Here is a 23,683-nt window from a genome sequence, read left to right as displayed (position 1 = left end):
TGGCGCATGAGCGGTCGGGAAATTACTTCTCGCCGGCCAGCTTGTGTTCCAGGTAGTGGATGTTGACGCCGCCTTTGCAGAAGCCTTCATCACGGGTCAGGTCGCGGTGCAGCGGGATGTTGGTCTTGATGCCATCCACCACGATTTCGTCCAGGGCGTTGCGCATGCGGGCCATGGCCTCGTCGCGGGTCGCGCCCCAGGTGATCAGCTTGCCGATCAGCGAGTCGTAGTTGGACGGAACCTTGTAGCCGCTGTACAGGTGCGAGTCGACCCGCACGCCGTTGCCGCCCGGAGCATGGAAATGCTTGACCATGCCTGGGCTGGGGATAAAGGTCTTCGGGTCTTCGGCGTTGATCCGGCATTCCAGCGAGTGGCCGTGAATGACCACGTCGTCCTGGGTGAACGACAGCTTGTTGCCGGCGGCGATGCTGAGCATCTCCTTGACGATGTCGATCCCGGTGACCATTTCCGAGACCGGGTGCTCGACCTGCACGCGAGTGTTCATCTCGATGAAGTAGAAGCGACCGTTCTCGTACAGGAACTCGAAGGTGCCCGCACCGCGGTAGCCGATGTCGATGCACGCCTTGACGCAGCTTTCGAAGACGTCCTTGCGTGCGGCTTCATCAATGAACGGGGCCGGTGCTTCTTCCAGGACCTTCTGGTGGCGGCGCTGCAGCGAGCAGTCGCGGTCGCCCAGGTGGATCGCCTGGCCCTGGCCGTCGGAAATCACCTGGACTTCCACATGGCGTGGGTTGGTCAGGTATTTTTCCAGGTAGACCATCGGGTTGCTGAACCAGGCTGCGGCTTCGGCGCGGGTCTGGGCAGCGGCTTCGATCAGGTCTTCTTCCTTGTGCACAACACGCATGCCGCGACCACCACCGCCACCGGCGGCCTTGATGATCACCGGGTAGCCGACTTCACGGCCGATGCGCAGGGCGGTTTCTTCGTCTTCCGGCAACGGACCGTCAGAGCCCGGAACAGTCGGCACGCCGGCCAGCTTCATGGCGTCCTTGGCCGAGACCTTGTCGCCCATCAGGCGGATGGTGTCGGCCTTGGGGCCGATGAAGGCAAACCCGGATTTCTCGACCTGTTCGGCAAAGTCGGCGTTCTCGGCCAGGAAACCGTAGCCTGGGTGGATCGCCGTGGCGCCGGTCACTTCGGCAGCCGAGATGATTGCCGGAATGTTCAGGTACGACTGGTTGGCCAGCGGTGGGCCGATGCAGACAGTCTCGTCTGCCAGGCCCAGGTGCATCAGTTCGCGGTCGGCCGTGGAGTGCACAGCGACGGTCTTGATGCCCAGTTCCTTGCAGGCACGCAAGATGCGCAAGGCGATTTCACCGCGGTTGGCGATCAGGACTTTTTCCAGCATCGCAGCGTCTCCCTGGTTCAAACGATGGTGAACAGAGGCTGGTCGAATTCAACCGGCTGACCGTTTTCCACCAGGATGGATTCGATGACGCCACTGGCTTCGGCCTGGATGTGGTTCATCATTTTCATTGCTTCGACGATGCAGATGGTGTCGCCTTTCTTGACCGTCTTGCCGATTTCGACGAACGCAGGCGAGGTCGGTGCCGGGGTGCGGTAGAAGGTGCCGACCATGGGCGACTTGACCACGTGACCGTTGAGGACCGGTGCCGAAGGCGCTTCGGCAACCGGGGCCGCTACCGGCGCGGCAGGCGCGGCTACTGGCGCAGCCATGGGGGCCGGGGCGTAGTACGGTTGGGCCGGGGTCTTGCTGTGACGGCTGATCCGTACGGACTCTTCACCTTCACGGATCTCCAGTTCGTCGATACCGGACTCTTCCAGCAGTTCGATCAGTTTCTTGACTTTACGGATATCCATTAATCATCAACTCCCAAAGGGTCTGTAAGGGGCTAGTGGGCAGCCGGCTGCAGCGTGTGCGGTCCAGGCTGCCGTGTCGTTCACGGCTTGGCGTTCTTGGCCAAATGTTCCAGGGCAGCTTCCAGGGCCATGCGGTATCCGCTGGCGCCCAGGCCGCAGATCACTCCTACCGCGACATCGGAAAAGTAGGAGTGATGACGGAAAGGTTCGCGTTTATGCACGTTCGATAAATGCACTTCGATGAATGGGATGCTCACTCCCATGATCGCGTCACGTATTGCCACGCTGGTGTGCGTAAAGGCCGCCGGATTGATGACGATAAAGTCCACGCCTTCGTCGCGTGCCGCGTGGATGCGATCGATCAGTTCGTATTCGGCGTTGCTTTGCAGGTACATCAGGTGATGGCCGGCATCGCGGGCGCGCTGTTCGAGGTCCTGGTTGATCTGGGCCAGGGTGGTCGTGCCGTACACGCCGGGTTCACGGGTGCCAAGCAGGTTCAGGTTAGGGCCATGCAGGACCAGCAGAGTCGCCATTGTCGGTTCCTTTATTATTCACGAGCGTTTTTGTGCCGCGACTATGCCGCAAGCCTCGTGAACTGTCCAGTTAACAACAGTAGTCAACACGATGAGCGATGATCACGCAAAATTTATGACCCGGTTCTCAAAATGAGTCATTTACCCCCTCAAGTCGCGTGATCAGGCCCGGCGCGTCTATTTCTCCGACAACCCTGACATTTGCCCTCTCTTCGCCGCTTTTATCGAAAAACAGCAGGGCAGGCGGGCCAAACAGTTTGTAGCGGTCCAGCAGGGCACGTTGTTCGGCGTTGCTTTCGGTCATGTCGAAACGCACCCGCTCAAAGCCCGCCAGGCGGGCCACGACAGCAGGGTCGGGAAGCACTTCATGTTCAATGACCTTGCAGCTGATGCACCAGTCGGCGTACCAGTCCAGCACCAGTGGCCGGCCGGCAGTGCGAGCGTCGCTCAAGGCCTTGTCCAGTTCGGCAGCGGTACGGATGGTCTGCCATGCGGTGTCGGTCTGTGCGCCAGTGCCGCCGGGCATGACCGCCTGTGGGCGGCCCAGCGGGCGCAGCGGGTCGGTCTCACCCTTGAATGCACCGAACCAGCACGCCAGAGCGTAGACCAACAAAAACAGGCCGAGCAATTGCGCGAGCGTTTGCCGGGTGTTTTTTTCCGTGAACTGCAAGGTGCCCAGAAACAGCGCTACGCCGGCGGCCAGCAGCCCTGTCAGCAGCAAGGTGACCTGCCCCGGCAAGACCCGGCTGAGCAGTCCGATGGCCAGCCCCAGCAGCAGCACGCCGATGGCGTTCTTGACCGTGACCAGCCAGGGCCCGCTTTTCGGCAGCCAGGTTGCGCCGCCGGTGGCGACCAGCACCAGCGGCAAGCCCATGCCCAGGCCCAGTGCAAACAGCTTGAGGGCACCGCCCAGGGCATCGCCACTGGCGCTTATATAAAGCAGCGCACCGGCCAGGGGCGCCGACACGCAGGGTGAGACCAGCAGGCTGGACAGCACGCCCAACACGGCTGCGCCCCAGAGCGAGCCGCCTTCGGCCTTGCCGGCGATGCGGTCCAGGCGCGAGCTCACGGCGTGCGGCAGGCGCAGTTCGAAAGTGCCGAACATGGCCAGGGCAAACAGCACGAAGAACAGCGAGAAGGGCACCAGCACCCAGGCCGATTGCAGGCGTGCCTGCAGGTTCAGGCCGGCCCCGAACAGGCCCATCAAGGCACCCAGTACGGCAAAGCAGATCGCCATCGGCAGCACATAAGCCAGCGACAGGCTCAGGCCGCGAAGGCCGCCGACCTGACCGCGCAATACCACGCCGGACAGAATCGGCAGCATGGGCAGTACGCAGGGGGTAAAGGTCAGGCCGATGCCGGCCAGCAGGAACAGCGCCAGTTCTTTCCAGGTCCAGGGCTGCACGTTCGTGGTGCTGTTTGCGGCCACAGCACTGCCACTGGCGACCCCCTCGCCGATGTCCAGGCGCTCGGTTTCCGGCGGGTAGCACAGGCCATGGTCAGCGCAGCCCTGATAACCAACCACCAGCGTGAAGGGCTTTTGTTCGCCGGGCTTGCGTGGCAACTCGATGTCGACGATGCCGTGGTAGACCTCGACATCGCCGAAATACTCATCGTGTTTGCGCTCGCCAGGCGGCAGTTGTGCCTCGCCCAAGCCGCTGTCGGCCGGCTCGGTACGAAACTGGAAGCGGTGGCGATACAGGTAATAGCCATCGGCAGCGACCAGGCGCAGTTTGACCGATTGCGCGGTGGCGCTCAGCAGGCTCAGTTGAAAGGCCTGGCGCACCGGCAGAAATTGCTGGCTGTTATCCAGTGTCGAGCTGCCCAGGGTCGCCGATGGACGGTTGTCCAGCAGGCCGGCGGCCTGGACGGTGACGGGCAGGGCGAGAATCAACAACATCAGGCATAACAGGCGGCGCATGGCAGTCTCGGGTGTCGGCAGAACGCGCATGATAACCAAGACCTGCATTTTATGCTGGCGACATAGACGCGCAGGGGGCCGATGGCTTACGGCAACTCCACATGATATGGCTCGGCATTGACCGCCGACTGCACCCGGTTGCGCCCTGCCTTCTTGGCCTGGTACAGCGCCTTGTCGGCCTGGGCGGCCAGGGTCTGGCTGTCGTCATCAGGGCCCAGGGCCACGACGCCGGCGCTGAAGGTGCAGACCAGGTCCACAGGTTGCGCCGGGTAATGGATTTCCGAAAAGCGCTGGCGGATGTCTTCGAGCACTTTGTGGGCGTTATGAAGCTGGGTGTCGGGCATCACGATGGCGAATTCTTCGCCGCCGTAGCGGCCGATGAAGTCGGTCTTGCGCAGGCGCTGCTTGAGAAACAGCGCCAGGCTGCGGATCACCCGATCGCCCATGGGGTGGCCGTGGCTGTCGTTGACCTTCTTGAAGTGATCGATGTCGAGCATGGCAAAGCACAGCGACTGCTGCTCGCGCCGCGCCTGGAAGCTGCAGTCGTCAAGCAGTTGCAGGATGTGCGTGTGGTTGTACAGCCCGGTCAGGCTGTCGCGCACCATGTGCGCCTTGAGGCTGCGCGCCCGTACGACCCGGTTGCGCACCGTGGTCACCAGGTGCCTGGGCTTGATGGGCTTGGTCAGAAAGTCGTCGCCGCCTTCGCTCATGGCATCGAGCTGTTTATCCAGGTCGTCTTCGGCCGACAGGTAAATGATCGGCACGCTGACATAGCGATCGTTATGGCGGATGACCTTGGCTATCTCGGTGCCCTTGCAGTCGGGCATGTACATGTCCAGGATGATCAGGTCAGGCTGGAAATCCGCCAGCTCGGCCATGGCCTGGATCGGGTCGAGCAGGGTGCGGGTGACGATGCCGGCATTGTTCAGGACCCGTTCGGTATGGATCGCCTGGGCCCTGGAGTCGTCGATGATCAGCACCCGGAAGGGCTCGTACTGCGCCGAAAAGGTCAGGGCTTCGAGCTTTTCCAGCAGGCTGGCGGTTTCCAGGGTGCCGGTCAGAAACTCTTCGCCACCGGCACGTACGGCTTGCAGGCGGGTCGGGGTGTCGGTTTCGCTGCTACTGAAGAACAGCAGCGGCAGCTTCTGTTCCAGGCTTTGCTGAATCTCGCCGGCCAGCTTGAGGCCAGAACCCGGACCTGCAAAATCGATGTCCATGACAATGGCGGCCGGCAAGCGCTCAAGCAGGGCTGCCTGCACAGCCGCGACACTGTCCAGTGGCAGGGCCGGCCAGCCGAAGAACTCCAGTTGCCGGGCCAGGCGCTCGGCCTGCTCGTGATTGTGCAAGGCGATGTGCACCGGCTTGCGCAGTGGCGGCAGGGCGGTTTGCGCCGGGGTGTCGCCCTGGCGTAAACCGGTGTGCGACAGGCGTTGCATCAAACGGTTGAGGTCGGTGATCAGCTCGCTGTTGAGCCGACCACGGTTGGCCTCGATACCGGCCAGGGTGGAGCCCAATGCATGAGCCAGCTGCCGATGCTCGGCCTGCTCGAAGCGCTCGGCAAAGCGCAGCAGGCGCAAGGCGGCCTCCTTGAGTTCGGCCAGATCGCCCTCGGTCCATTCGCCTTTGTGCAGGCGTTGCCAGCTTTCCAGGATCTGGCGGGCCTGGTGGATGACCCGTTGGGCGAAATGATGCTTCAAACGTTCACGACTGGGGTCAGCGGTTTCGCTCATGTCGGGGCTGCTGTCGAAGCGCAGGTAGCAAGGCGCTGGGTCGAGGTGTGGGAAGGTGATTGATGTCTCAATGCTATCACTTATGCCGCGGCCGGGGTCTACCGTAAGTCACCTGCCTGTCACAAACCCTTGGTGCGACGTGCAATCGCCTTGTGGCGACGGCCAAGGCATAAAAAGCGCACCGCACGTACCGGCCAGACGCACCTTGCGGTAAGGTTGCGGTCACACCCCTGAGTACTGTTTCTCCCCGAGACCCAAAGGACCTTACCATGCTGGATTGGAAGAACCGCGCAGGCAGCGCGGGTGAGCGCAGCGCCGACACGGCGACGGTCAAACGACGCGGTTACCTGGGCAATCTTTTCTACAGTCGCGCACTGGGTGCGCTGATCCTGATCTATCTGCTGGTGGCCTTGCTGGTCGGCTGGTACTGGAGCAAGGAACCGGCCCTGTTTCCGGTGCAGCAGAACGCCCAGGCGGCCGCCGAGCGTGAAGGCAAGCAGATGGTGATCGGCTACACCACCGTCGAAACCCTCAAGACCGTGACCGGCACCCTGCTCAGCAAGCGCGGTGGCTACCTGTCCAACGACCGCATGCCGCCCGGCCTGTGGCTGGACAACATCCCCAGCTGGGAATATGGCGTGCTCGTGCAGGTGCGCGACCTGAGCCGTGCGCTGCGCAAGGACTTTGCCCGTTCCCAGTCGCAATCGGCTGAAGACGGCGATCTGGCCCGTGCCGAGCCCTTGTTCAACTTCAATAATCGCAGCTGGATGCTGCCGTCCAGCGAGTCGCAGTATCAGGAAGGCATCAACGCCCTGAGCCGCTACCAGGCGCGCCTGTCGGACCCTGGCCAGCGCAATGCACTGTTCTATGCGCGTGCCGACAACCTCAACAACTGGCTGGGCGATGTCGGCACCCGCCTGGGTTCGCTGTCGCAGCGCCTGTCGGCCAGCGTCGGCCAGGTCAAGCTCAACAGCACGCTCAAGACCGAGACCCTGACGGTCAAGCCGGGCGAGGTACTGCCGGTCGATGAAGAAATCGTCGAGACCCCATGGCTGGAAATCGACAACGTGTTCTACGAGGCTCGTGGCCAGGCCTGGGCGCTGTCGCACCTGCTGCGTGCCATCGAGGTCGACTTTGCCGACGTCCTGGCCAAGAAGAACGCCACGGTCAGCGTGCGCCAGATCATTCGTGAGCTGGAAGCCTCGCAAGAGCCGCTGTGGAGCCCGATGATCCTCAATGGCAACGGCTTTGGCGTGTTCGCCAACCACTCGCTGGTCATGGCCAACTACATTTCGCGGGCCAACGCGGCGGTCATCGACCTGCGCCAACTGCTGAACCAGGGTTGATCGGTGAGCCTGCCTGACACACTGCCCGAAGGCACCCCGGCACAAGAGGTCGCCCATCGGGCGGCCTCGGACGCCGAGCAGGTCGCCTGGGTCGACGAGCATGACCAGTTACTGGGGGCAGTGGCGCGCATTGAACTGCGCGAGCGCAGCCTGATCGGGCGCGGTACCTTCATTTTGCTGTTCAACGCGCAGGGTGAGTTGTGCGTGCATCGGCGCACCTTGAGCAAGGCGGTCTATCCCGGTTACTGGGATGTGGCGGCCGGCGGTCTGGTGGGGCCTGACGAAAGCTATGCCGAGTCGGCCGCCCGCGAACTGGAAGAAGAACTGGGTGTGAGCGGTGTGCCGTTGCAGGCCCATGGGCGTTTTCTGTTCGACGAGCGCGGTAACCGGCTCTGGTGCGCGGTCTTCAGTGCCGTCTGGGACGGGCCGTTGCGGCTGCAACCCGAAGAGGTACTGGAGGCCGCCTTCCTGCCGCTGGAGCAGGCCCGGCGCCTGGGTCTGGAAAAGCCCTGCTGCCCCGACTCGCTGGTGGCGCTTGAGCGCTACCTGCAAGAGGTCGCAAAACCCCTGTAAATTGCCGCATTCGCACCCTTAGCAATCGGGCAATTTGCCGTTACACTTCGCGCCCTTCGGGCAGCACAGGCTGTCCGAAAGCGCTGCCCCTGCCAGAGTGGGGCCTCGCGGTCGATGCGTTATCGCCTCCGACCCATCGTTCGGTCCTCAACAAGAGGATTTCCCGTGGCCAAGAAAGCCGCTTCCTTCGCCGCCCTTGGTGGGCTGGTGTATTCCACTGACGCCGGGCGCCACTGCCCCGACTGCAGCAAACCGGTCGACGCCTGTATCTGCAAGCAATCGGCCATCCCCGAAGGCGACGGCATTGCCCGCGTACGCCGCGAGAGTAAAGGCCGTGGCGGCAAGACCGTGACCACCATTACCGGCGTGCCGCTGGCCGAAGAGGCCCTCAAGGACCTGGCCAAGGCGCTCAAGCAGCGTTGCGGCACCGGCGGTGCGCTCAAGGACGGGGTGATCGAGATTCAGGGCGATCATGTCGAACTGCTGCTGGCCGAACTGGTCAAGAAAGGGTTCAAGGCCAGAAAGTCCGGCGGCTGATCAATACGCCCCGCACTGGCCAAACCGTCATTTGCGCACTTCACACTGCGCCCGGTCGGACTCGTCCGACGTTACCGACTTATCTATTAGGGGACTTCGATGTCCGTACGACGCACACGCAAAGACGATGGCAGCCAATGGACCGTGGCGGACAGCCGCAGTGTTTACGGGATCCGCCATTGGGGCGCCGGTTATTTCGCCATCAACGAAGCCGGTCGCGTTGAAGTCCGTCCCAGTGGCGCAGGCAGCACCCCGATCGACCTGTATGAACAGGTCGACAACCTGCGCAAGAGCGGCCTGAGCCTGCCCTTGCTGGTGCGCTTCCCTGACATTCTGCAAGACCGGGTCCGCCAGTTGACCGGCGCGTTCGACGCCAACATCGCCCGTCTGGAATACCAGAGCCAGTACACGGCGCTGTACCCGATCAAGGTCAATCAGCAAGAAGCGGTGGTGGAAAACATCATCGCCACCCAGAACGTGTCGATCGGCCTGGAGGCCGGCTCCAAGCCCGAACTGATGGCCGTGCTGGCGCTGGCGCCCAAGGGCGGCACCATTGTGTGCAATGGCTACAAGGACCGTGAGTTCATCCGTCTGGCGCTGATGGGGCAGAAGATCGGCCACAACGTCTTCATCGTCATCGAGAAAGAGTCCGAAGTTGCGCTGGTGATCGAGGAGGCCGCCGAACTCAAGGTGGCACCGCAGATCGGCCTGCGCGTGCGCCTGTCATCGCTGGCGTCGAGCAAATGGGCCGACACCGGTGGCGAGAAGTCCAAGTTCGGCCTGTCGGCGGCGCAACTGCTGTCGGTGGTCGAGCGCTTCCGCCAGGCCGGCCTGGACCAGGGCATCCGCCTGCTGCACTTTCACATGGGCTCGCAGATCGCCAACCTGGCCGACTACCAGCACGGCTTCAAGGAAGCGATCCGCTATTACGGCGAACTGCGCAGCCTCGGCCTGCCGGTGGACCATATCGACGTCGGCGGCGGCCTGGGGGTCGACTACGACGGCACCCACTCGCGCAATGCCAGCTCGATCAACTACGACATCGACGACTACGCCGGTGTCGTGGTCGGCATGCTCAAGGAGTTCTGCGACGCCCAGGGCCTGCCGCACCCGCATATCTTCTCCGAGAGCGGCCGCTCGCTGACCGCGCACCACGCCGTGCTGGTGGTGCAGGTCACCGACGTGGAGCGTCACAACGACCAGGTGCCGCAGATCGACGACAAGGAGAACCTGCCCGAGACCGTGCAGTGGCTGGTCGACCTGCTCGGGCCCACCGATCTTGAAATGGTCACCGAGACCTACTGGCGCGCCACGCACTACATGAGCGACATCGCCACCCAGTATGCCGATGGCAAGATCACCCTGGCGCAAAAGGCCCTGGGCGAGCAGTGCTATTTCGCCGTCTGCCGGCGCCTGCACAACTCGCTCAAGGCGCGCCAGCGCTCGCACCGCCAGGTGCTGGACGAACTCAATGACAAGCTGGCCGACAAGTACATCTGCAACTTCTCGGTGTTCCAGAGCCTGCCCGACACCTGGGCGATCGGCCAGGTGCTGCCGATCATCCCGCTGCATCGACTGGACGAAGAGCCGGTGCGCCGTGCGGTGCTGCAGGACCTGACCTGTGACTCGGACGGCAAGATCAACCAGTACGTCGACGAGCAGAGCATCGAGACCAGCATGCCGGTGCACGCCATCGAAGAGGGCGAGGACTACCTGCTGGGCATTTTCCTGGTCGGGGCGTATCAGGAAATCCTCGGTGACATGCACAACCTGTTCGGTGACACCGACTCGGTGAACATCTACCAGAACCAGGACGGCAGCGTGTACCACGCCGGTATCGAGACCCACGACACCATCGAGGACATGCTGCGCTACGTGCACCTGTCGCCGGAGGAGTTGATGACCCACTACCGCGACAAGGTCGCCAGCGCCAGGATCACCCCGCGCGAACGCACCCAGTACCTGGACGCCCTGCGCCTGGGGCTGACACGCTCGTCGTACCTGTCGTCCTGAAGTCCATGGAGCTGCCGTAGGAGCGCGCTTGCCCGCGACCGGCTGCGTTAGCAGTCGTAAATTTGTGGCGTTTCGCAGATTTTTAATGTGTTCACAGCCAAAGATTTGTGACATTTCATCAATTCTGCGAGCGCTGCGCACTCGGTCGCGGGCAGAGCGCGCTCCTACGACAAGGTGATGCGTTAACCCTTGGTGTAAGAAAAACCTTCAGGCGCTGTAGGGTTCTTCCTGTTCTTGCTCCGGCTCTCTACCTGGTCGTGCTTCTCGACCAGAATTGGCGTTTGCCTTGCCATGTAGAGAGCTCCCGATGCCCGATTCACCGCGCACGCCACGCTTTCGCCTGGAGGTCGCCGGCCTGCGGCGGCGCCTGGCCGTTGTGTCCTTTCGGGGGCGGGAGGCGATCAGCCAGCCTTATGCGTTTACCCTCGACGTGCTCTGCGACAACCCTGCCATCACCCCCTCGCAACTGATGTACCGCTCGGCGTTCCTGGCGCTGGGCGCCGATGGCGCAGGCGTTCACGGGCAGATCCAGGCCGTGGCGCGCACCCATCACCGACCGGGGCCGATGAGCCTGCGCCTGAGCCTGGGTCCGCGCCTGGCGTGCCTGTCCCAGCGTCATACCCCGCGGGTGTTCCAGCACATGAGCGCGCCGCAGATCATCGCGCAGGTCTTGAGCGAGCATGGCCTGCTGGAAGACAGCTACCGCTTCGACCTCAAGGCGCCGTGCGCCGAGCGGGTCTTCTGTGCCCAGTACCGCGAGAACGACCTGCAGTTCGTCCAGCGCTTGTGCGCCGAAGAAGGTATTCACTATCACTTCATCCATTCGCCGCACAACCATGATCTGGTGTTCGGCAGCGGCCTGCACGGCGCCCGGCGTACGCCCGAGGCGCCCTGGCGCACGCGCCTGGACATGGCCGGGGTGACGCGCTTCACGGTCAATCACGCCACGCCCGCAGGACCGGACGAGCGGGTCGAGGAACGCGCCGAAGGGCATAGCACCCTGGCCTTCGTGCACAGCGGCCACCTGCTGCCGGTGACCGGCCATGCGCGCAGCGAATGGAATCACTTGTGGCGCATCACTCATGTCGAGCATCGCGGCGCCAGCGCTTATGGCAATCGGTTTTTTGCCCTGCCCTGGGAGGTCGGTGTCAGCGTGCCACCGGCGCCGGGCGAGCCATTGCCAGCGTTGCAGCGCGCCTGGCTGGTCGGCCCGCCCGGGCAAGAGGCGATGCGTGATGCCGGCGGGCGTGTGCAGGTGCAGTTCGAGTGGGGCCTGCAAGGCCACGGCGCACGGTTCGCCGATTGCTGGCTGCCGGTCGAGGACGGTGTCGGTGGGCCGTTGCACGGCGGCATGGCAGTGCTGGTCCGAGGGCCGGCGCAGGCGCATGCGTTGCCCAGTGTCATGGCGTGTCTGGAGCCGGTCCCGCGTGCGCCGGGCAGCGTCGCCTCTGCGTCGCCGATTATTCAGGCGCGGCTCGACAGCGCCTGGTTGCTGGGCGAGGGCGGCGGGGTGCAGGTCGAGCAGGGGCCGCGCCTGCATCTGGCCCCGGGGGCTGTGTTGGCGGTGCAGGTTGGCGCCAGCGAGGTGCGCCTCGATGCCCATGGCCTGAGCCTGAGCAGCCCGGCGGTGAGCCTCAATGTTTCAGCGCACAAACCAGCCGTCGTGGCGGCTCAGGCGCCAGGCGATACGGCCCAGGCTGACGCCGCGCAGCAAGGTGAAGAGCAGGAAGGCCAGCCATAGTGCGTGGTTGCCGTGGCCGTAGGCCCAGGCGGCGACCGGCGTGATGAGGGCCACGCTGAGCAGCATGGCATCGCGCATTTCCCGGGCACGGGTGGCGCCAATGAACAGCCCGTCGAGCAGGTAGCTCCAGACCGCCAGCAGCGGCATGGCCGCTAGATAGGGCAGGTAGTCGATGGCCGTGGCGCGCACCGCCGGGATGTCGGTCTGCAGGATGATGAACCAGTGCCCGCCGGCCAGGAAGCTTGCCGCAAACAGCAGGCTGGCGAGCAGCGACCAGCCGCCGGCCACCAGCAGGTAGCGGCGCAAGGCCGTGCGATCGCGGGCGCCGATGGCATGTCCGCACAGGGCCTCGACGGCATGTGCCAGCCCGTCCAGGGCATAAGACGTCAGCATCAGGCCATTGAGCAGCAAGGCATTGGCAGCCACGGTGACATCCCCCAGCCGCGCGCCCTGGACGGTGATCAGGAACATCACCGATTGCAGCGCCAGGGTGCGCAGGAAAATATCGCGATTGACCCCCAGCAGGGGCCGCCAGGTGCGCCACAGCCTCAGCGCCTGCCAGGCAATCTGCCCCGGCCAGGCGCGCAGGCTGCGGCGGGCCAGCGCCAGGCCCAGCAAGACCCCCAGCCATTCGGCCAGCACCGAGGCACGGGCTGCGCCCGACACGCCCCAGTCCAGCCCCAGGACGAACCACAGGTTGAGCGCGATATTCGCAAGATTGGTGGTCAGCAGGATGGCCAGCGGCGCCCGGGCATTCTGGGTGCCGAGAAACCAGCCCACCAGGGCAAAGCTGGCCAGGGTCGCGGGCAGGCCGTAGAGCCTTGTCTGAAAGAACGCCAGTGCCGATTGTTGAAGGTCGGCCGAGGGCTGCATCAGCCCCAGCGCCAGGTGACTGAACGGCACGGCCAGTGCCGCCAGGCCCAAGGCCAGAACCAGCGCCAGCAACAGCCCTTGCAGCAGAATGCGCCGCAGCGCCGCCCCGTCATCGCGCCCGGCGGCCTGGGCGGCAAAGCCGGTGGTGCCCATGCGCAGAAAGCCCATGCCCCAGGCCAGGAAGGTGTACAGCGTCGAGCCGACCGCCACGGCGCCCAACTGATGGGCATGCGGCAAATGGCCGATGACGATGCTGTCGACCAACGCCACCAGCGGCACGGAAATATTCGACACGATCATCGGCATCGCCAATCCCCAGACCCGTTTGTGGGTCGGGCGATGACGCCAGTCGCCAGACAGTGTGGAGAAAGGGATAGGCATGCGGGCTCCGTGCAGGGGCGCGCATTGTAGCGTTACGGCACGCCGTATGCCTGGCCGCGTAGGACCGGCTTTAGCCGGGAAGCAGGCGCACCGGTCTTCGCGGCTAAAGCCGCTCCACAGAACATAAGGCTGAGAACAAAGTCACAAACTTGTGGTCTACTCGCCGATGAATCCTGGCGACTGCTATATAGTCGCCCCTTTCCCCTTGCTGTCGACGAGTGCCCCATGCTCAACAAAGGACTGTTCCTGGCTTGCGCGCTTGCGCTGCTCAGTGCCTGCGATTCTTCCTCCACCGATAAACCGGCCACCGCGCCTGCCCAGGCAGCAGCGCCTGCGGCCAGCCAGGCGGCCAGGCCCAAGCCTGCGGTCGACCTGCCGGCGCTGGCCAAGCGCTACGAAGGCCGTGCCTTGACGGTGGTGGACGTTTCGGAAATCCAGGTCGAGGGTGCCAGCACCCTGTCGGTGAGCCTCTCGGTGCCTTTGGACCCGGATCAGAAGTTCGCTGAAAAGCTGCATCTGGTCGACAGCAAGAACGGCAAGGTCGACGGCGCCTGGGAGCTGTCCGACAATCTCATGGAGCTGCGCCTGCGTCACCTTGAGCCACAGCGCAAGCTGGTGCTGACCGTCGACGCCGGCCTGCTGGGCGTGAACAAGGCCAAGCTGGCCAATGAGTTCGTGGCCCGTCTGGAAACCCGCGACCTGCAAGCCACGGTCGGCTTTTCCAGCCGCGGCAGCCTGTTGCCGACCCGCCTGGCCGAAGGCCTGCCGGTGATCGCCCTGAACGTCGACAAGGTCGACGTCGAATTCTTCCGCATCAAGCCCGACCAGTTGCCCAACTTCCTGGCCAACTGGGAAAGCTCGTCGAGCATCTCGGCCTATAATTCCGAAGAACTGCTGCCGATGGCCGAGCTGGTCTACGGCGGGCGCTTCGACCTGAAGCCGGCGCGCAATACCCGTGAAACCCTGCTGCTGCCGATCGCCGGCATCAAGCCGCTGCAACAGCCGGGCGTTTATCTCGCGGTCATGCGTGCCTCGGGCCAGTACAGCTATACCCTGCCTGCCACGCTGTTCACCCTGAGTGACATCGGCCTGTCGGTGCACCGCTACAGCCAGCGCCTGGACGTGTTTACCCAGGCCCTGGAAGGCGGCAAGGCCTTGAGCGACGTGAATGTCGATGTCTATGACACCGACGGCAAGGTGGTCGGTCAGGGCAAGACCGATGGCAAGGGCCATGCGCAATTGCCGCTGCCGGCCAAGGCCGCACTGATCCTCGCGCACAAGGACGAGCAGACCAGCCTGCTGCGTCTGAACAGCCCGGCGCTGGACCTGGCCGAGTTCGATATCTCCGGCCCTCAGGCCCATCCGCTGCAACTGTTTGTCTTCGGCCCGCGCGACCTGTATCGCCCGGGTGAAACCGTGCTGCTCAACGGCCTGCTGCGCGACCAGGACGGCAAGAGCGTCAAGGCCCAGCCGATCAATGTCGAAGTGCGTCGTCCCGACGAGCAGGTCAGCCGCAAGTTTGTCTGGGAACCGGGCAGCAACGGCCTGTACCAGTACCAGTTGCAACTGGCCGATGAAGCACCGACCGGTCGCTGGCAGCTGGTCTACGACCTGGGTGACGGCAAGCCGCAATTGTATGAATTCAATGTCGAGGACTTCCTGCCCGAGCGCCTGGCGCTGGAACTCAAGGGCAGCGAGACGCCGATCTCGCCCGAGCAGAACCCGCAGTTCGAAATCACCGGTCGCTACCTGTACGGCGCCCCGGCGTCGGGCAACAACCTGACTGGCCAGCTGTATGTACGACCGCTGCGCGAGGCGGTGGCAAAACTGCCGGGCTACCAGTTCGGCTCGATCACCGAGGAAGACCTCAAGATGGACCGCGACCTCGAGGGCACGACCCTCGATGCCAACGGTGAGGCCGTACTGGAAGTCGAGACCGAGTGGGCCAAGGCGCGCTCGCCGTTGAACCTGATCATGCAGGTCAGCCTGCAGGAGTCCGGTGGCCGGCCGATCACCCGCCGCGTGGTGCAGCCGATCTGGCCGGCCGAGCAGTTGCCGGGCGTGCGTGCGCTGTTCGGCACCAGCACCGGTGAAGACGAGTATGGCGACAGCGCCAGCCGTGGCGAGGCGCAGACCGATGGCGACGGCCCGGCCGAGTTCGAAATCGTGGTTGCCGACAGTGCCGGCAACAAGCTGGCCGCCAACAACGTCAAGGTGCGTCTGGTGCGCGAGCGCCGCGACTACTACTGGACCTACTCGGACAACGACGGCTGGAGCTACAACTACAACGAGAAATTCCTCAGCCTCAACGAGGAAATCGTCAACATCAAGAAAGATTCCACGGCCAAGATCAGCTTCCCGGTCGAGTGGGGCCCGTACCGCGTCGAGGTCGAAGACCCGAGCACCGGGCTGATCAGCAGCCTGCGTTTCTGGGCCGGCTACCGCTGGCAGGACAACGCCGAAGGCGGCGCTGTGCGTCCCGACCAGGTCAAGCTGGCGCTGGACAAACCGGCCTATGGCGATGGCGACACCGCCAAAGTGACCGTGACCCCACCGGCTGCCGGCAAGGGCTACCTGTTGGTCGAATCGAGCGAAGGCCCGCTGTGGTGGCAGGAAATCGACGTGCCGGCCGAAGGCAAGGCGTACGACATTCCGCTGGACAAGAAGTGGGCCCGTCATGACCTGTACGTCAGTGCCCTGGTGGTGCGTCCTGGCGAGCGCAAGGCCAATGTCACGCCCAAGCGTGCCGTAGGCGTGCTGCACCTGCCGCTGGAACGTGGCCAGCGCAAGCTGGCCCTGACCGTTACCGCGCCTGAGAAGATGCGTCCCAAGCAGCCGCTCAAGCTCAAGCTGACGGCGAAAAACGCCGACGGCAGCGTGCCCAAGCAGGTCCAGGTGCTGGTGTCGGCGGTGGACGTCGGCATTCTCAACATCACCCGCTATGCCACCCCCGATCCGTATGCCAGCCTGTTCGGTCGCAAGGAATACGGCGCCGACCAGCTCGACGTCTATGGTCAGTTGATTGAAGCCGGGCAAGGCCGTGTGGCCAGCCTGGCGTTCGGTGGCGACGCCCTGGCCAAGGGCGGCAAGCGTCCTGACACCAGCGTGACCATCGTGGCGCTGCAAAGCGCGCCGGTGACCCTCAACGAACAGGGCGAAGGCGAAGTCAGCGTCGACATTCCGGACTTCAACGGCGAGCTGCGCCTGATGGCCCAGGCCTGGACCGACGAGCGCTATGGCATGGCCGAGGCCAAGACCGTGGTGGCCGCGCCGCTGATCGCCGAGCTGTCGACCCCGCGCTTCCTGGCCGGTGGCGACCAGACCAGCGTGGCACTGGACCTGTCCAACCTGTCGGGCAAGGCGCAAAAGCTCGATGTACAGCTGTTTGCCGAAGGCCAGTTGAGCATTCCCGGCGGCGACCAGTTCAAGACCGTGCAATTGAAAGAAGGCCAGCGCATCACCCTCAAGGTGCCGGTGCAGGCCCAGGGCGGTCTGGGGCAGGGCAAGCTGCGCGTGCAGATCGACGGCCTGGTATTGCCGGGCGAGAGCCTGCCGCCGCTGTCACGCGAGTGGACCATCGGTGTGCGTCCGGCGTACCCGGCCATGCTGCGCCATTACCGGGCAGTGCTGGAACAGGGGCAGGACTGGAGCCTGCCGGACGGTGCGCTGCAAGCCTTCGAACCGGCCGGTCGCGAGGCCATGCTGTCGCTGTCGAGCCGTCCGCCGCTGAACCTGGGCGAGCAGATTCGTGCGCTTAAAGCCTACCCGTATGGCTGCCTGGAACAGACCGCCAGCGGCCTGTACCCGTCGCTGTACGCCGATGCCGCCACCCTCAAGCGCCTGGGCCTGACCGGCGAGCCGGACGCCGAGCGCAAGCGCAAGGTCGAAATCGGCATCGAGCGCCTGCTGGGCATGCAACGCTACAACGGCAGCTTCGGCCTGTGGGGCGCCGATGGCGACGAAGAGTACTGGCTGACCGCCTATGTCACCGACTTCCTGTTGCGGGCTCGCGACCAGGGCTATGCGGTGCCGGCCGACGCATTGAAGAAGGCCAACGAGCGCCTGATGCGTTACTTGCAGGAGCGTGGCCAGATCCAGGTCAACTACAGCCAGGATGCCGAGCACACCCGCTTTGCCGTACAGGCCTATGCCGGCCTGGTGTTGGCGCGTAGCCAACAGGCGCCGCTGGGGGCCTTGCGCACCTTGTTCGAACGCCGCAGCGATGCCCGTTCCGGTCTGCCACTGGTGCAACTGGCGGTGGCACTGGAGAAGATGGGCGACAAGCCGCGTGCCGCTCAGGCCCTGCAGGCGGGTCTGGCGGTCGGACGCCCGGCCAACCAATGGCTGGCCGACTACGGCAGCCCGCTGCGTGACCAGGCGCTGATCCTGGCGTTGCTGGAAGAGAACGACATGGGCGGTGAGCTGCGCAGCCAGCGTCTGTTCGAACTGGCCGACCAGTTGGCGGCCAGTCGCTACCTGTCGACCCAGGAAAGCAATTCGCTGTTCCTGGCCGGCCGCCACTTGCTGGGCAAGCCGGAGAAAGACTGGACGGCACTGCTGTCGGCCGGCACGCAAAGCCGTGATGTCAGCAACCGTCAGCCAGGCCTGAAACTGGACGGCCCGCTGTTGGCCTCGCCGCTGTCGCTGAGCAACCAGAGCAGCGAAACCCTGTACCAGCAACTGACCGTGTCCGGTTACCCGACCCAGGCCCCGGCGGCCGGGGGCGAGAACCTGAGCATCCGTCGTGAGTACCTGAGCCTCAATGGCCAGCCGCTCAATGTCGAGGCGCTCAAGACCGGGCAACTGGTGCTGGTGCACCTGGAAGTCGCCGCCCGTCAGCGGGTGCCTGATGCCTTGGTCGTAGACCTGCTGCCGGCGGGCCTGGAGCTGGAAAACCAGAACCTGGCGCAAAGCGCGGCCAGCCTGGAAGATGCCAGCGAGTCGGTGAAAAGCTACCGTGAGTCGATGGAGAACGCCGGCATCAAGCACCAGGAATACCGTGGTGACCGTTATGTCGCGGCCCTGGACATCAACGGCAGCACCCGTGCCACGCACTTGCTTTACCTGGCCCGCGCCGTGACGCCGGGCATCTACCGGGTGCCACCGCCGCAGGTCGAGTCGATGTACCGTCCGAACTGGCAGGCGCTGGGCGAGACGCCGGTGCAGATGGTGGTCAGGGGCAAGTAAGCGACCTGGCCAGCCAGTGCCCAAAGCACTGGCTGGCCCAGTAGGAGCGACCAGCGGTCGCGAATGCTTTATCAGCTGATAATCCAGCTCAACAGCCATAACCCGAGCAGCAGCCAGATGATCCCGGCGATGATCGAGGCGCGCATGAAGGCGCGGATGGCCGCGTACAGCAGCATCAGCCCGACGATCAGGGCCAGGATGCTGATCAATGACGTGTCCATGCCCAGGGCACGAGATAACCCATCGACGAAGTTGCCACCGGCATGCGCCAGCAGATTGAACAACCATTCCAGCCCGTCGACGAAGAAGCGGATGACCGCGCCGATCGCCTGGCCGAGCCACTCGAAGAAACCTTGTGCCTGCATGTCATTGTCCTGCCTGAAAGAAATGTCTGTGGGCTTTGGCCCCTGGCCGGCCGTTGCGGTTCCCCGGGCCGGGATGCGTATTTGCCATGAACCTGCGTACACGTAAATGGCTGCGCCTGGCGCTGCTGATCATTGTCGTGCCGCCGGCCTTGCTGTGGCTGGCCGACCGCTTGTGGCCACTGCCGCTGCCGGCCGACGACCTGGCCCGTGTGGTGCTGGCCGAGGATGGTACGCCCTTGTGGCGTTTTGCCGATAGCGACGGCGTATGGCGTTACCCGGTCAGTGCCGGGCAAGTGTCGCCGTATTACCTGCAAGCGCTGCTGACGTACGAGGATCGCTGGTTCTACAGCCACCCCGGGGTCAATCCGTTGTCCCTGGCGCGGGCCACCTGGCAGAACCTCAGTGGGGCGCGGGTGGTGTCCGGCGGCAGCACGCTGTCGATGCAGGTGGCGCGCCTGCTCGACCCGCATGCGCGGACCCTGCCGGGCAAGCTGCGCCAGTTGTGGCGCACCCTGCAACTGGAATGGCACCTGTCCAAGGACCAGATCCTGGAGCTGTACCTGAACCGCGCGCCTTTTGGCGGCACGTTGCAAGGCGTGGCGGCGGCCAGTTGGGCGTACCTGGGCAAGTCACCGTTGCAGATGACCCGCTCCGAGGCGGCACTGCTGGCGGTATTGCCCCAGGCCCCCAGCCGGCTGCGCCCGGACCGTCACCCGGAGCGGGCGCAATTGGCCCGTGACAAAGTGCTACGGCGTATGGCCGAGTTCGGCGTATGGCCGCAAGGCAGTGTCGAGGAGGCGTTGCAGGAACCCTTGTTGCTGGCCCCGCGCCAGGAACCGAGCCTGGCGCCGTTGCTGGCCCGGCGCCTGAACCGGGCCGGCAGCCCGCCGCTGATCCGCACCACCCTCGACGCCAGCCTGCAACGGCGCATGGAGGACCTGCTGCTGGGCTGGCGGGCACGGCTGCCGGAGCGCACCTCGGCGGCGATCCTGGTCGTCGAGGCCGAGACCATGGCGGTGCGTGCCTATGTCGGGTCGGTGGACATCAATGACGCCAAGCGTTTTGGCCACGTCGACATGATCAGCGCGGTGCGCTCGCCGGGCTCGACCCTCAAGCCGTTCCTGTACGGCATGGCGATGGACGCCGGGCTGATCCATTCCGAATCGTTGCTGCAGGATGTACCGCGCCGCTATGGCGATTACCGCCCCGGCAACTTCTCCGCCGGTTTTGGCGGCGCGATTGCCGCCAGTTCGGCGCTGTCGATGTCGCTCAACCTGCCGGCAGTGCAACTGCTGGAGGTCTATGGCCCCAAGCGCTTTGCTGCCGAGCTGCGCAATGGCGGCCTGCCGCTGACCCTGCCGCCGCTGGCCGAGCCGAACCTGGCGTTGATTCTGGGCGGGGCAGGCGCACGCTTGCAGGACCTGGTCACCGGCTACAGCGCCCTGGCGCGCGGCGGTGTCAGTGCCGATGTGCGCTTGCAGCCGCAAGACGCGCTGCGTGAGCGGCGGATGCTGTCGCCGGGGGCAGCGTGGATCATCCGGCGCATTCTCAGTGGCCAGTCGCGCCCGGACCTGGACGCGCATGCCGAACTGGTGCAACGCCCGCAGCTGGCGTGGAAGACCGGCACCAGCTATGGCTTTCGCGATGCCTGGGCGATCGGCGTGGGGCCGCGTTTTCTGGTCGGGGTCTGGATCGGGCGTCCGGACGGCACGCCGGTGCCAGGGCAGTTCGGCCTGGCTTCGGCGGCGCCTTTGATGCTGCAGGTGCACGATGTGCTGGCCAACCGCGACAGCCAGCGCGGCATCGCCAGCCCCGTAGTGCCGGTGCCGATGAACGTCGGCGTGGCCGCGATCTGCTGGCCGCTCGGCCAGCCACTGAGCAAGAACGACCCCAATTGCCGGCGCCAGCGCTTTGCCTGGACCCTGGACGGCACCACGCCGCCTACCTTGCAGGCCGGCGATCAGCCGCTGGGTCTTGGGCTGCTGGAAAAAATCTGGGTCAACGAAGCAGGCCTGCGCGTCGATGCGGCTTGCCCGGGGGCGGTGGCGCATGATGTTGCGCTGTGGCCGGCGCCGCTGGAGCCCTGGCTGGCGCGTGCCGAGCGCCGCGATGCGCGCCTGCCGGCGATCGACCCCACGTGCCCGCCGCACAACCTGAGCCTGGCCACGCCGCTGAGCATTGTCGGGGTGCGCGAAGGCGATAACCTGCGCCTGCCGGCAGGCAGTCGCCAGGCCTTGCACCTGAAACTGTCGGCACTGGGCGGCAGTGGCCGGCGCTGGTGGTTCATCGACGGCGTGCCGGCGGCTGATACCGATAACCAGGACTTCTTCAATACCGACCTGAAGCGTATCGGGCGTTACCAGTTAAGCGTGCTGGACGAGAGCGGGCAGACGGCGCAGGTGCAGTTCAACGTGATCGAGTAGGGCCGCAGCCCCTGGATATTGAATTTTCCCCGTAGGAGCGCGCTTGCCCGCGACCGGCTGCGCAGCAGTCGTAAAATTTCAGCGTTTCATAAATCCCTGATGGGTTAGCGATCGTAAATGTGTGGCGTTTCGCAGATTTTGCGAGCGCTACGCACTCGGTCGCGGGCAAGCGCGCTCCTACGCGAGGGGCTGTTCATGCAGCTGTATTGCGCGCCATAGGGTCAGTACGAATCAATGCCCGACCTGGAAGATCTTCGGTTCAGGAAACAGGTTGTTGAGGGTTTCGATCAGGCGCACGTGGTAGATCGGCTTGCGAAACAGGTCGAGCACCTGCAGGCGCAGCATGTCGCTGACGTCGTCCATGTCGGCATGCCCGGAGGTGACGATCACTGGCAGGTGCTGGCGCGAGGTGTGTTCGCGCAGGCGCTTGATCAACTGGATGCCGCCTTCCTCGGGCATGCGCAGGTCAGTGATGACCAGAGCGATGTCGGGATGCAGCGTCAGCTCCTGCAAGGCCTGGGTAACGGAAGACGCCGTGAAGCAGCAGAACCCTTCACCTTCAAGCAGCTCTGCCAGTTCTTCATTGGCATCCTCTTCGTCGTCAACCAGCAGCAGCTGTTGGCGGATGGGCTGGACGGCCATGGAGGTACCTGTTGGTTGATAGCAATCCGGAATCCTATCTCATTGCCCGGCGGCCAGTCTCAGATTTGTTTGCCTCCCAGCGCACCAAGAACATCATTGAGTACGAGTTTGACTTGAGTACCAATCGGGCTCACGAACAAGACGATCACCACCGACACCATGGCGGCAATCAAGACATATTCAATGGCGGAGGCAGCCTCCTTGTCCTTGAAGAATTGCTGAACACGCACTTGCGTATCAATAAACAGACGGGTCAGTGACATGGGGCTTCTCCTTGCACCCGCTCAAGGCGCAGACAATCACAGAAAGGGGGGCGTTCTTCTTCCTTGCACTGACAGCATTGTCCTCCGTGTCGCTTCCTTCAATCACAAGAAAGCATTAATCCCAAAGTTATAAACACGCTTTCAGCGGCCGGATCCACCAGGGACAGGTCGTGGCGTGCCTGACGCCGCACGGTTATTTGCCCGCCCGATAATGGCGCTTTCGAATGCTTGAACTACATTGCTAGAGCGAAATGGAAGGATCTATCGCACCGTCTTGAGGGTAGAACCCCCCGTTCACCGAGGATCAGGCGTGTGCAATGAGTGACAGAAGGAGAGGTCGTCATGAGCAGTCGCGCAACCCTGATCCTGGCGTCGCTTTTTCTGCTGGGCGCGATTCTGGTCGGCTACCTGGGGGTGATGGTCAGCACGCCCGCCACCCCGGAACCTGCCCCCGTGGCGGTCGTCGCACCGCCATCGGCCCCTGTGGCCCCGCTGCCGGTCGCTGAAAAGGCCGAGGATGCCCTGCGCCAGAGCGTGCTGGTGCTGGCCCGCGACCTGCCGGCCTACACCGTCATCAAGGCTGAAGACCTGACGGTCGAACGCCTGAAGATTGCACCACCCGGCAGCCTGACCACCTTCGATCAAGCCGTGGGCCGCAGCACCTGGCGGACCCTGGCAGCCGGCACCTGGCTCACCGAGGATAGCTTTGAAGCCGGCGGCAGCCTGGCGCGGATGATCCGTGCCGACGAGCGCGCCCTGGCCGTTGCCGTAGACGAGGTGGCCGGCGCGGCCGGGCATATCACCCCCGGCGATTACGTCGACGTGTTGCTGTACCTGCCCTCCGACACTGAAAACGCCCAGCGTTCGACCCAGGTGGTGGTGCCGGCGCTGCGGGTGCTGAGCATCGGTGAACTGCTGGGCCCGACCCTGGACGGCAGCCCGGCCCAGCCGCTGAGTGCCGATGAACGCCTCAAGCAGGAACAGCGCCGTGCCAGCGCCCGCACCGTGGTGCTGGCGGTGCCGGAGCCGCTGCTGGGGCGCCTGATGCTTGCCACCCAGAACGGTGTGCTGCGCCTGGCCGTGCGCAGTGCCGAGGAAAAATACCTGCAGGACTATTGGGCGGCCGAGGCGGGCAGCCGCGATGTGGCCCTGCGCCTGGACACCGCCAATCGCAGCCTGGTGCGCTTTGCCCAGTTGACCCTGGCCGGCCCCGGCGGCAGGACCACGGCCCCCGCTGCGGCCAGGCCTATCGAGGTGATTCGCGGCAACCAGGCCGGGCAACCGGCCCCCTGACTCTGTGCTAAGGATGCAGT

General features: G+C 64.4%; 17 protein-coding genes. 8 read left to right on the top strand and 9 right to left on the bottom strand.

The window, feature by feature from the left end; translation table 11 throughout:
• Positions 1 to 22 precede the first annotated feature (22 nt).
• The 5 genes from accC to DGA31_RS23370 all read right to left on the bottom strand — a co-directional run bounded on the left by accC (position 23) and on the right by DGA31_RS23370 (position 6,026).
• A complete protein-coding gene (gene accC / locus DGA31_RS23390; RefSeq protein WP_056840737.1) occupies positions 23 to 1,369 on the bottom strand; it encodes an acetyl-CoA carboxylase biotin carboxylase subunit in 1,347 nt (448 codons plus the stop codon).
• A 17-nt stretch (positions 1,370 to 1,386) separates the two neighbouring features.
• Positions 1,387 to 1,842 (bottom strand): acetyl-CoA carboxylase biotin carboxyl carrier protein, encoded by a 456-nt coding sequence (gene accB / locus DGA31_RS23385; RefSeq protein WP_056840738.1) that lies wholly within the window; start codon positions 1,840 to 1,842, stop codon positions 1,387 to 1,389.
• Positions 1,843 to 1,922: 80 nt separating this feature from the next.
• Positions 1,923 to 2,375, bottom strand: coding sequence for a type II 3-dehydroquinate dehydratase (gene aroQ / locus DGA31_RS23380; protein ID WP_045486985.1), 453 nt, complete (start codon positions 2,373 to 2,375; stop codon positions 1,923 to 1,925).
• 127 nt (positions 2,376 to 2,502) lie between these two features.
• Positions 2,503 to 4,296: a protein-disulfide reductase DsbD gene (locus DGA31_RS23375; protein ID WP_161959225.1), complete on the bottom strand. Its 1,794-nt coding sequence runs from the start codon at positions 4,294 to 4,296 to the stop codon at positions 2,503 to 2,505.
• Positions 4,297 to 4,382: 86 nt separating this feature from the next.
• Entirely contained in the window at positions 4,383 to 6,026 is a 1,644-nt protein-coding gene (locus DGA31_RS23370) for a response regulator (RefSeq protein ID WP_109514136.1), read from the bottom strand.
• Between the two features lie 269 nt (positions 6,027 to 6,295).
• Here DGA31_RS23370 and DGA31_RS23365 point away from each other — a divergent pair, with 269 nt between their 5' ends.
• The 5 genes from DGA31_RS23365 to DGA31_RS23345 all read left to right on the top strand — a co-directional run bounded on the left by DGA31_RS23365 (position 6,296) and on the right by DGA31_RS23345 (position 12,236).
• Positions 6,296 to 7,372, top strand: a complete 1,077-nt coding sequence (locus DGA31_RS23365) for a DUF2333 family protein (RefSeq protein WP_056840740.1) — start codon at positions 6,296 to 6,298, stop codon at positions 7,370 to 7,372.
• 9 nt (positions 7,373 to 7,381) lie between these two features.
• Positions 7,382 to 7,945 carry an NUDIX hydrolase gene (locus DGA31_RS23360; protein ID WP_241509637.1) on the top strand — a complete coding sequence of 188 codons (564 nt, stop codon included), beginning with the start codon at positions 7,382 to 7,384 and terminating at the stop codon, positions 7,943 to 7,945.
• A gap of 165 nt (positions 7,946 to 8,110) precedes the next feature.
• A complete protein-coding gene (locus DGA31_RS23355; RefSeq protein WP_056840741.1) occupies positions 8,111 to 8,482 on the top strand; it encodes a translation initiation factor Sui1 in 372 nt (123 codons plus the stop codon).
• A 99-nt stretch (positions 8,483 to 8,581) separates the two neighbouring features.
• Positions 8,582 to 10,495 (top strand): arginine decarboxylase, encoded by a 1,914-nt coding sequence (gene speA / locus DGA31_RS23350; RefSeq protein ID WP_109514135.1) that lies wholly within the window; start codon positions 8,582 to 8,584, stop codon positions 10,493 to 10,495.
• A 307-nt stretch (positions 10,496 to 10,802) separates the two neighbouring features.
• The gene (locus DGA31_RS23345) at positions 10,803 to 12,236 is read left to right on the top strand and encodes a contractile injection system protein, VgrG/Pvc8 family (RefSeq protein ID WP_109514134.1); all 1,434 of its coding nucleotides are present in this window, start codon (positions 10,803 to 10,805) and stop codon (positions 12,234 to 12,236) included.
• Here DGA31_RS23345 and DGA31_RS23340 read toward each other — a convergent pair.
• Positions 12,138 to 13,490 (bottom strand): MATE family efflux transporter, encoded by a 1,353-nt coding sequence (locus DGA31_RS23340; RefSeq protein ID WP_109514133.1) that lies wholly within the window; start codon positions 13,488 to 13,490, stop codon positions 12,138 to 12,140. The genes DGA31_RS23345 and DGA31_RS23340 overlap by 99 nt on opposite strands.
• A 225-nt stretch (positions 13,491 to 13,715) precedes the next feature.
• Here DGA31_RS23340 and DGA31_RS23335 point away from each other — a divergent pair, with 225 nt between their 5' ends.
• The gene (locus tag DGA31_RS23335; RefSeq protein ID WP_109514132.1) at positions 13,716 to 18,677 is read left to right on the top strand and encodes an alpha-2-macroglobulin family protein; all 4,962 of its coding nucleotides are present in this window, start codon (positions 13,716 to 13,718) and stop codon (positions 18,675 to 18,677) included.
• A gap of 71 nt (positions 18,678 to 18,748) precedes the next feature.
• Here the strand turns inward: DGA31_RS23335 and DGA31_RS23330 are convergent, their stop codons facing one another.
• Positions 18,749 to 19,042 carry a hypothetical protein gene (locus DGA31_RS23330; protein WP_056840746.1) on the bottom strand — a complete coding sequence of 98 codons (294 nt, stop codon included), beginning with the start codon at positions 19,040 to 19,042 and terminating at the stop codon, positions 18,749 to 18,751.
• Positions 19,043 to 19,128: 86 nt separating this feature from the next.
• Here DGA31_RS23330 and pbpC point away from each other — a divergent pair, with 86 nt between their 5' ends.
• Complete coding sequence (pbpC, locus tag DGA31_RS23325) at positions 19,129 to 21,465, top strand: peptidoglycan glycosyltransferase PbpC (protein WP_109514131.1); 2,337 nt, start codon at positions 19,129 to 19,131, stop codon at positions 21,463 to 21,465.
• Between the two features lie 231 nt (positions 21,466 to 21,696).
• Here pbpC and DGA31_RS23320 read toward each other — a convergent pair whose 3' ends face one another.
• Together DGA31_RS23320 and DGA31_RS23315 are read right to left on the bottom strand one after the other, a co-directional pair.
• Positions 21,697 to 22,107, bottom strand: a complete 411-nt coding sequence (locus DGA31_RS23320) for a response regulator (RefSeq protein ID WP_056840748.1) — start codon at positions 22,105 to 22,107, stop codon at positions 21,697 to 21,699.
• 59 nt (positions 22,108 to 22,166) lie between these two features.
• Positions 22,167 to 22,370 (bottom strand): Flp family type IVb pilin, encoded by a 204-nt coding sequence (locus tag DGA31_RS23315; protein WP_109514130.1) that lies wholly within the window; start codon positions 22,368 to 22,370, stop codon positions 22,167 to 22,169.
• 342 nt (positions 22,371 to 22,712) lie between these two features.
• On the opposite strand from DGA31_RS23315, the gene cpaB reads away from it, so the two are divergent.
• On the top strand, positions 22,713 to 23,663 hold the full coding sequence (gene cpaB, locus DGA31_RS23310) for a Flp pilus assembly protein CpaB (protein WP_109514129.1): 951 nt from the start codon (positions 22,713 to 22,715) through the stop codon (positions 23,661 to 23,663).
• Positions 23,664 to 23,683: the final 20 nt, after the last annotated feature.

Origin of the sequence: Pseudomonas ovata (genome assembly GCF_003131185.1) — a bacterium.
In the GTDB taxonomy this organism is placed as follows: domain Bacteria; phylum Pseudomonadota; class Gammaproteobacteria; order Pseudomonadales; family Pseudomonadaceae; genus Aquipseudomonas; species Aquipseudomonas ovata.
Note: the sequence above shows the minus strand (reverse complement) of the source record. Positions and strands in the feature narration are given on the sequence as shown.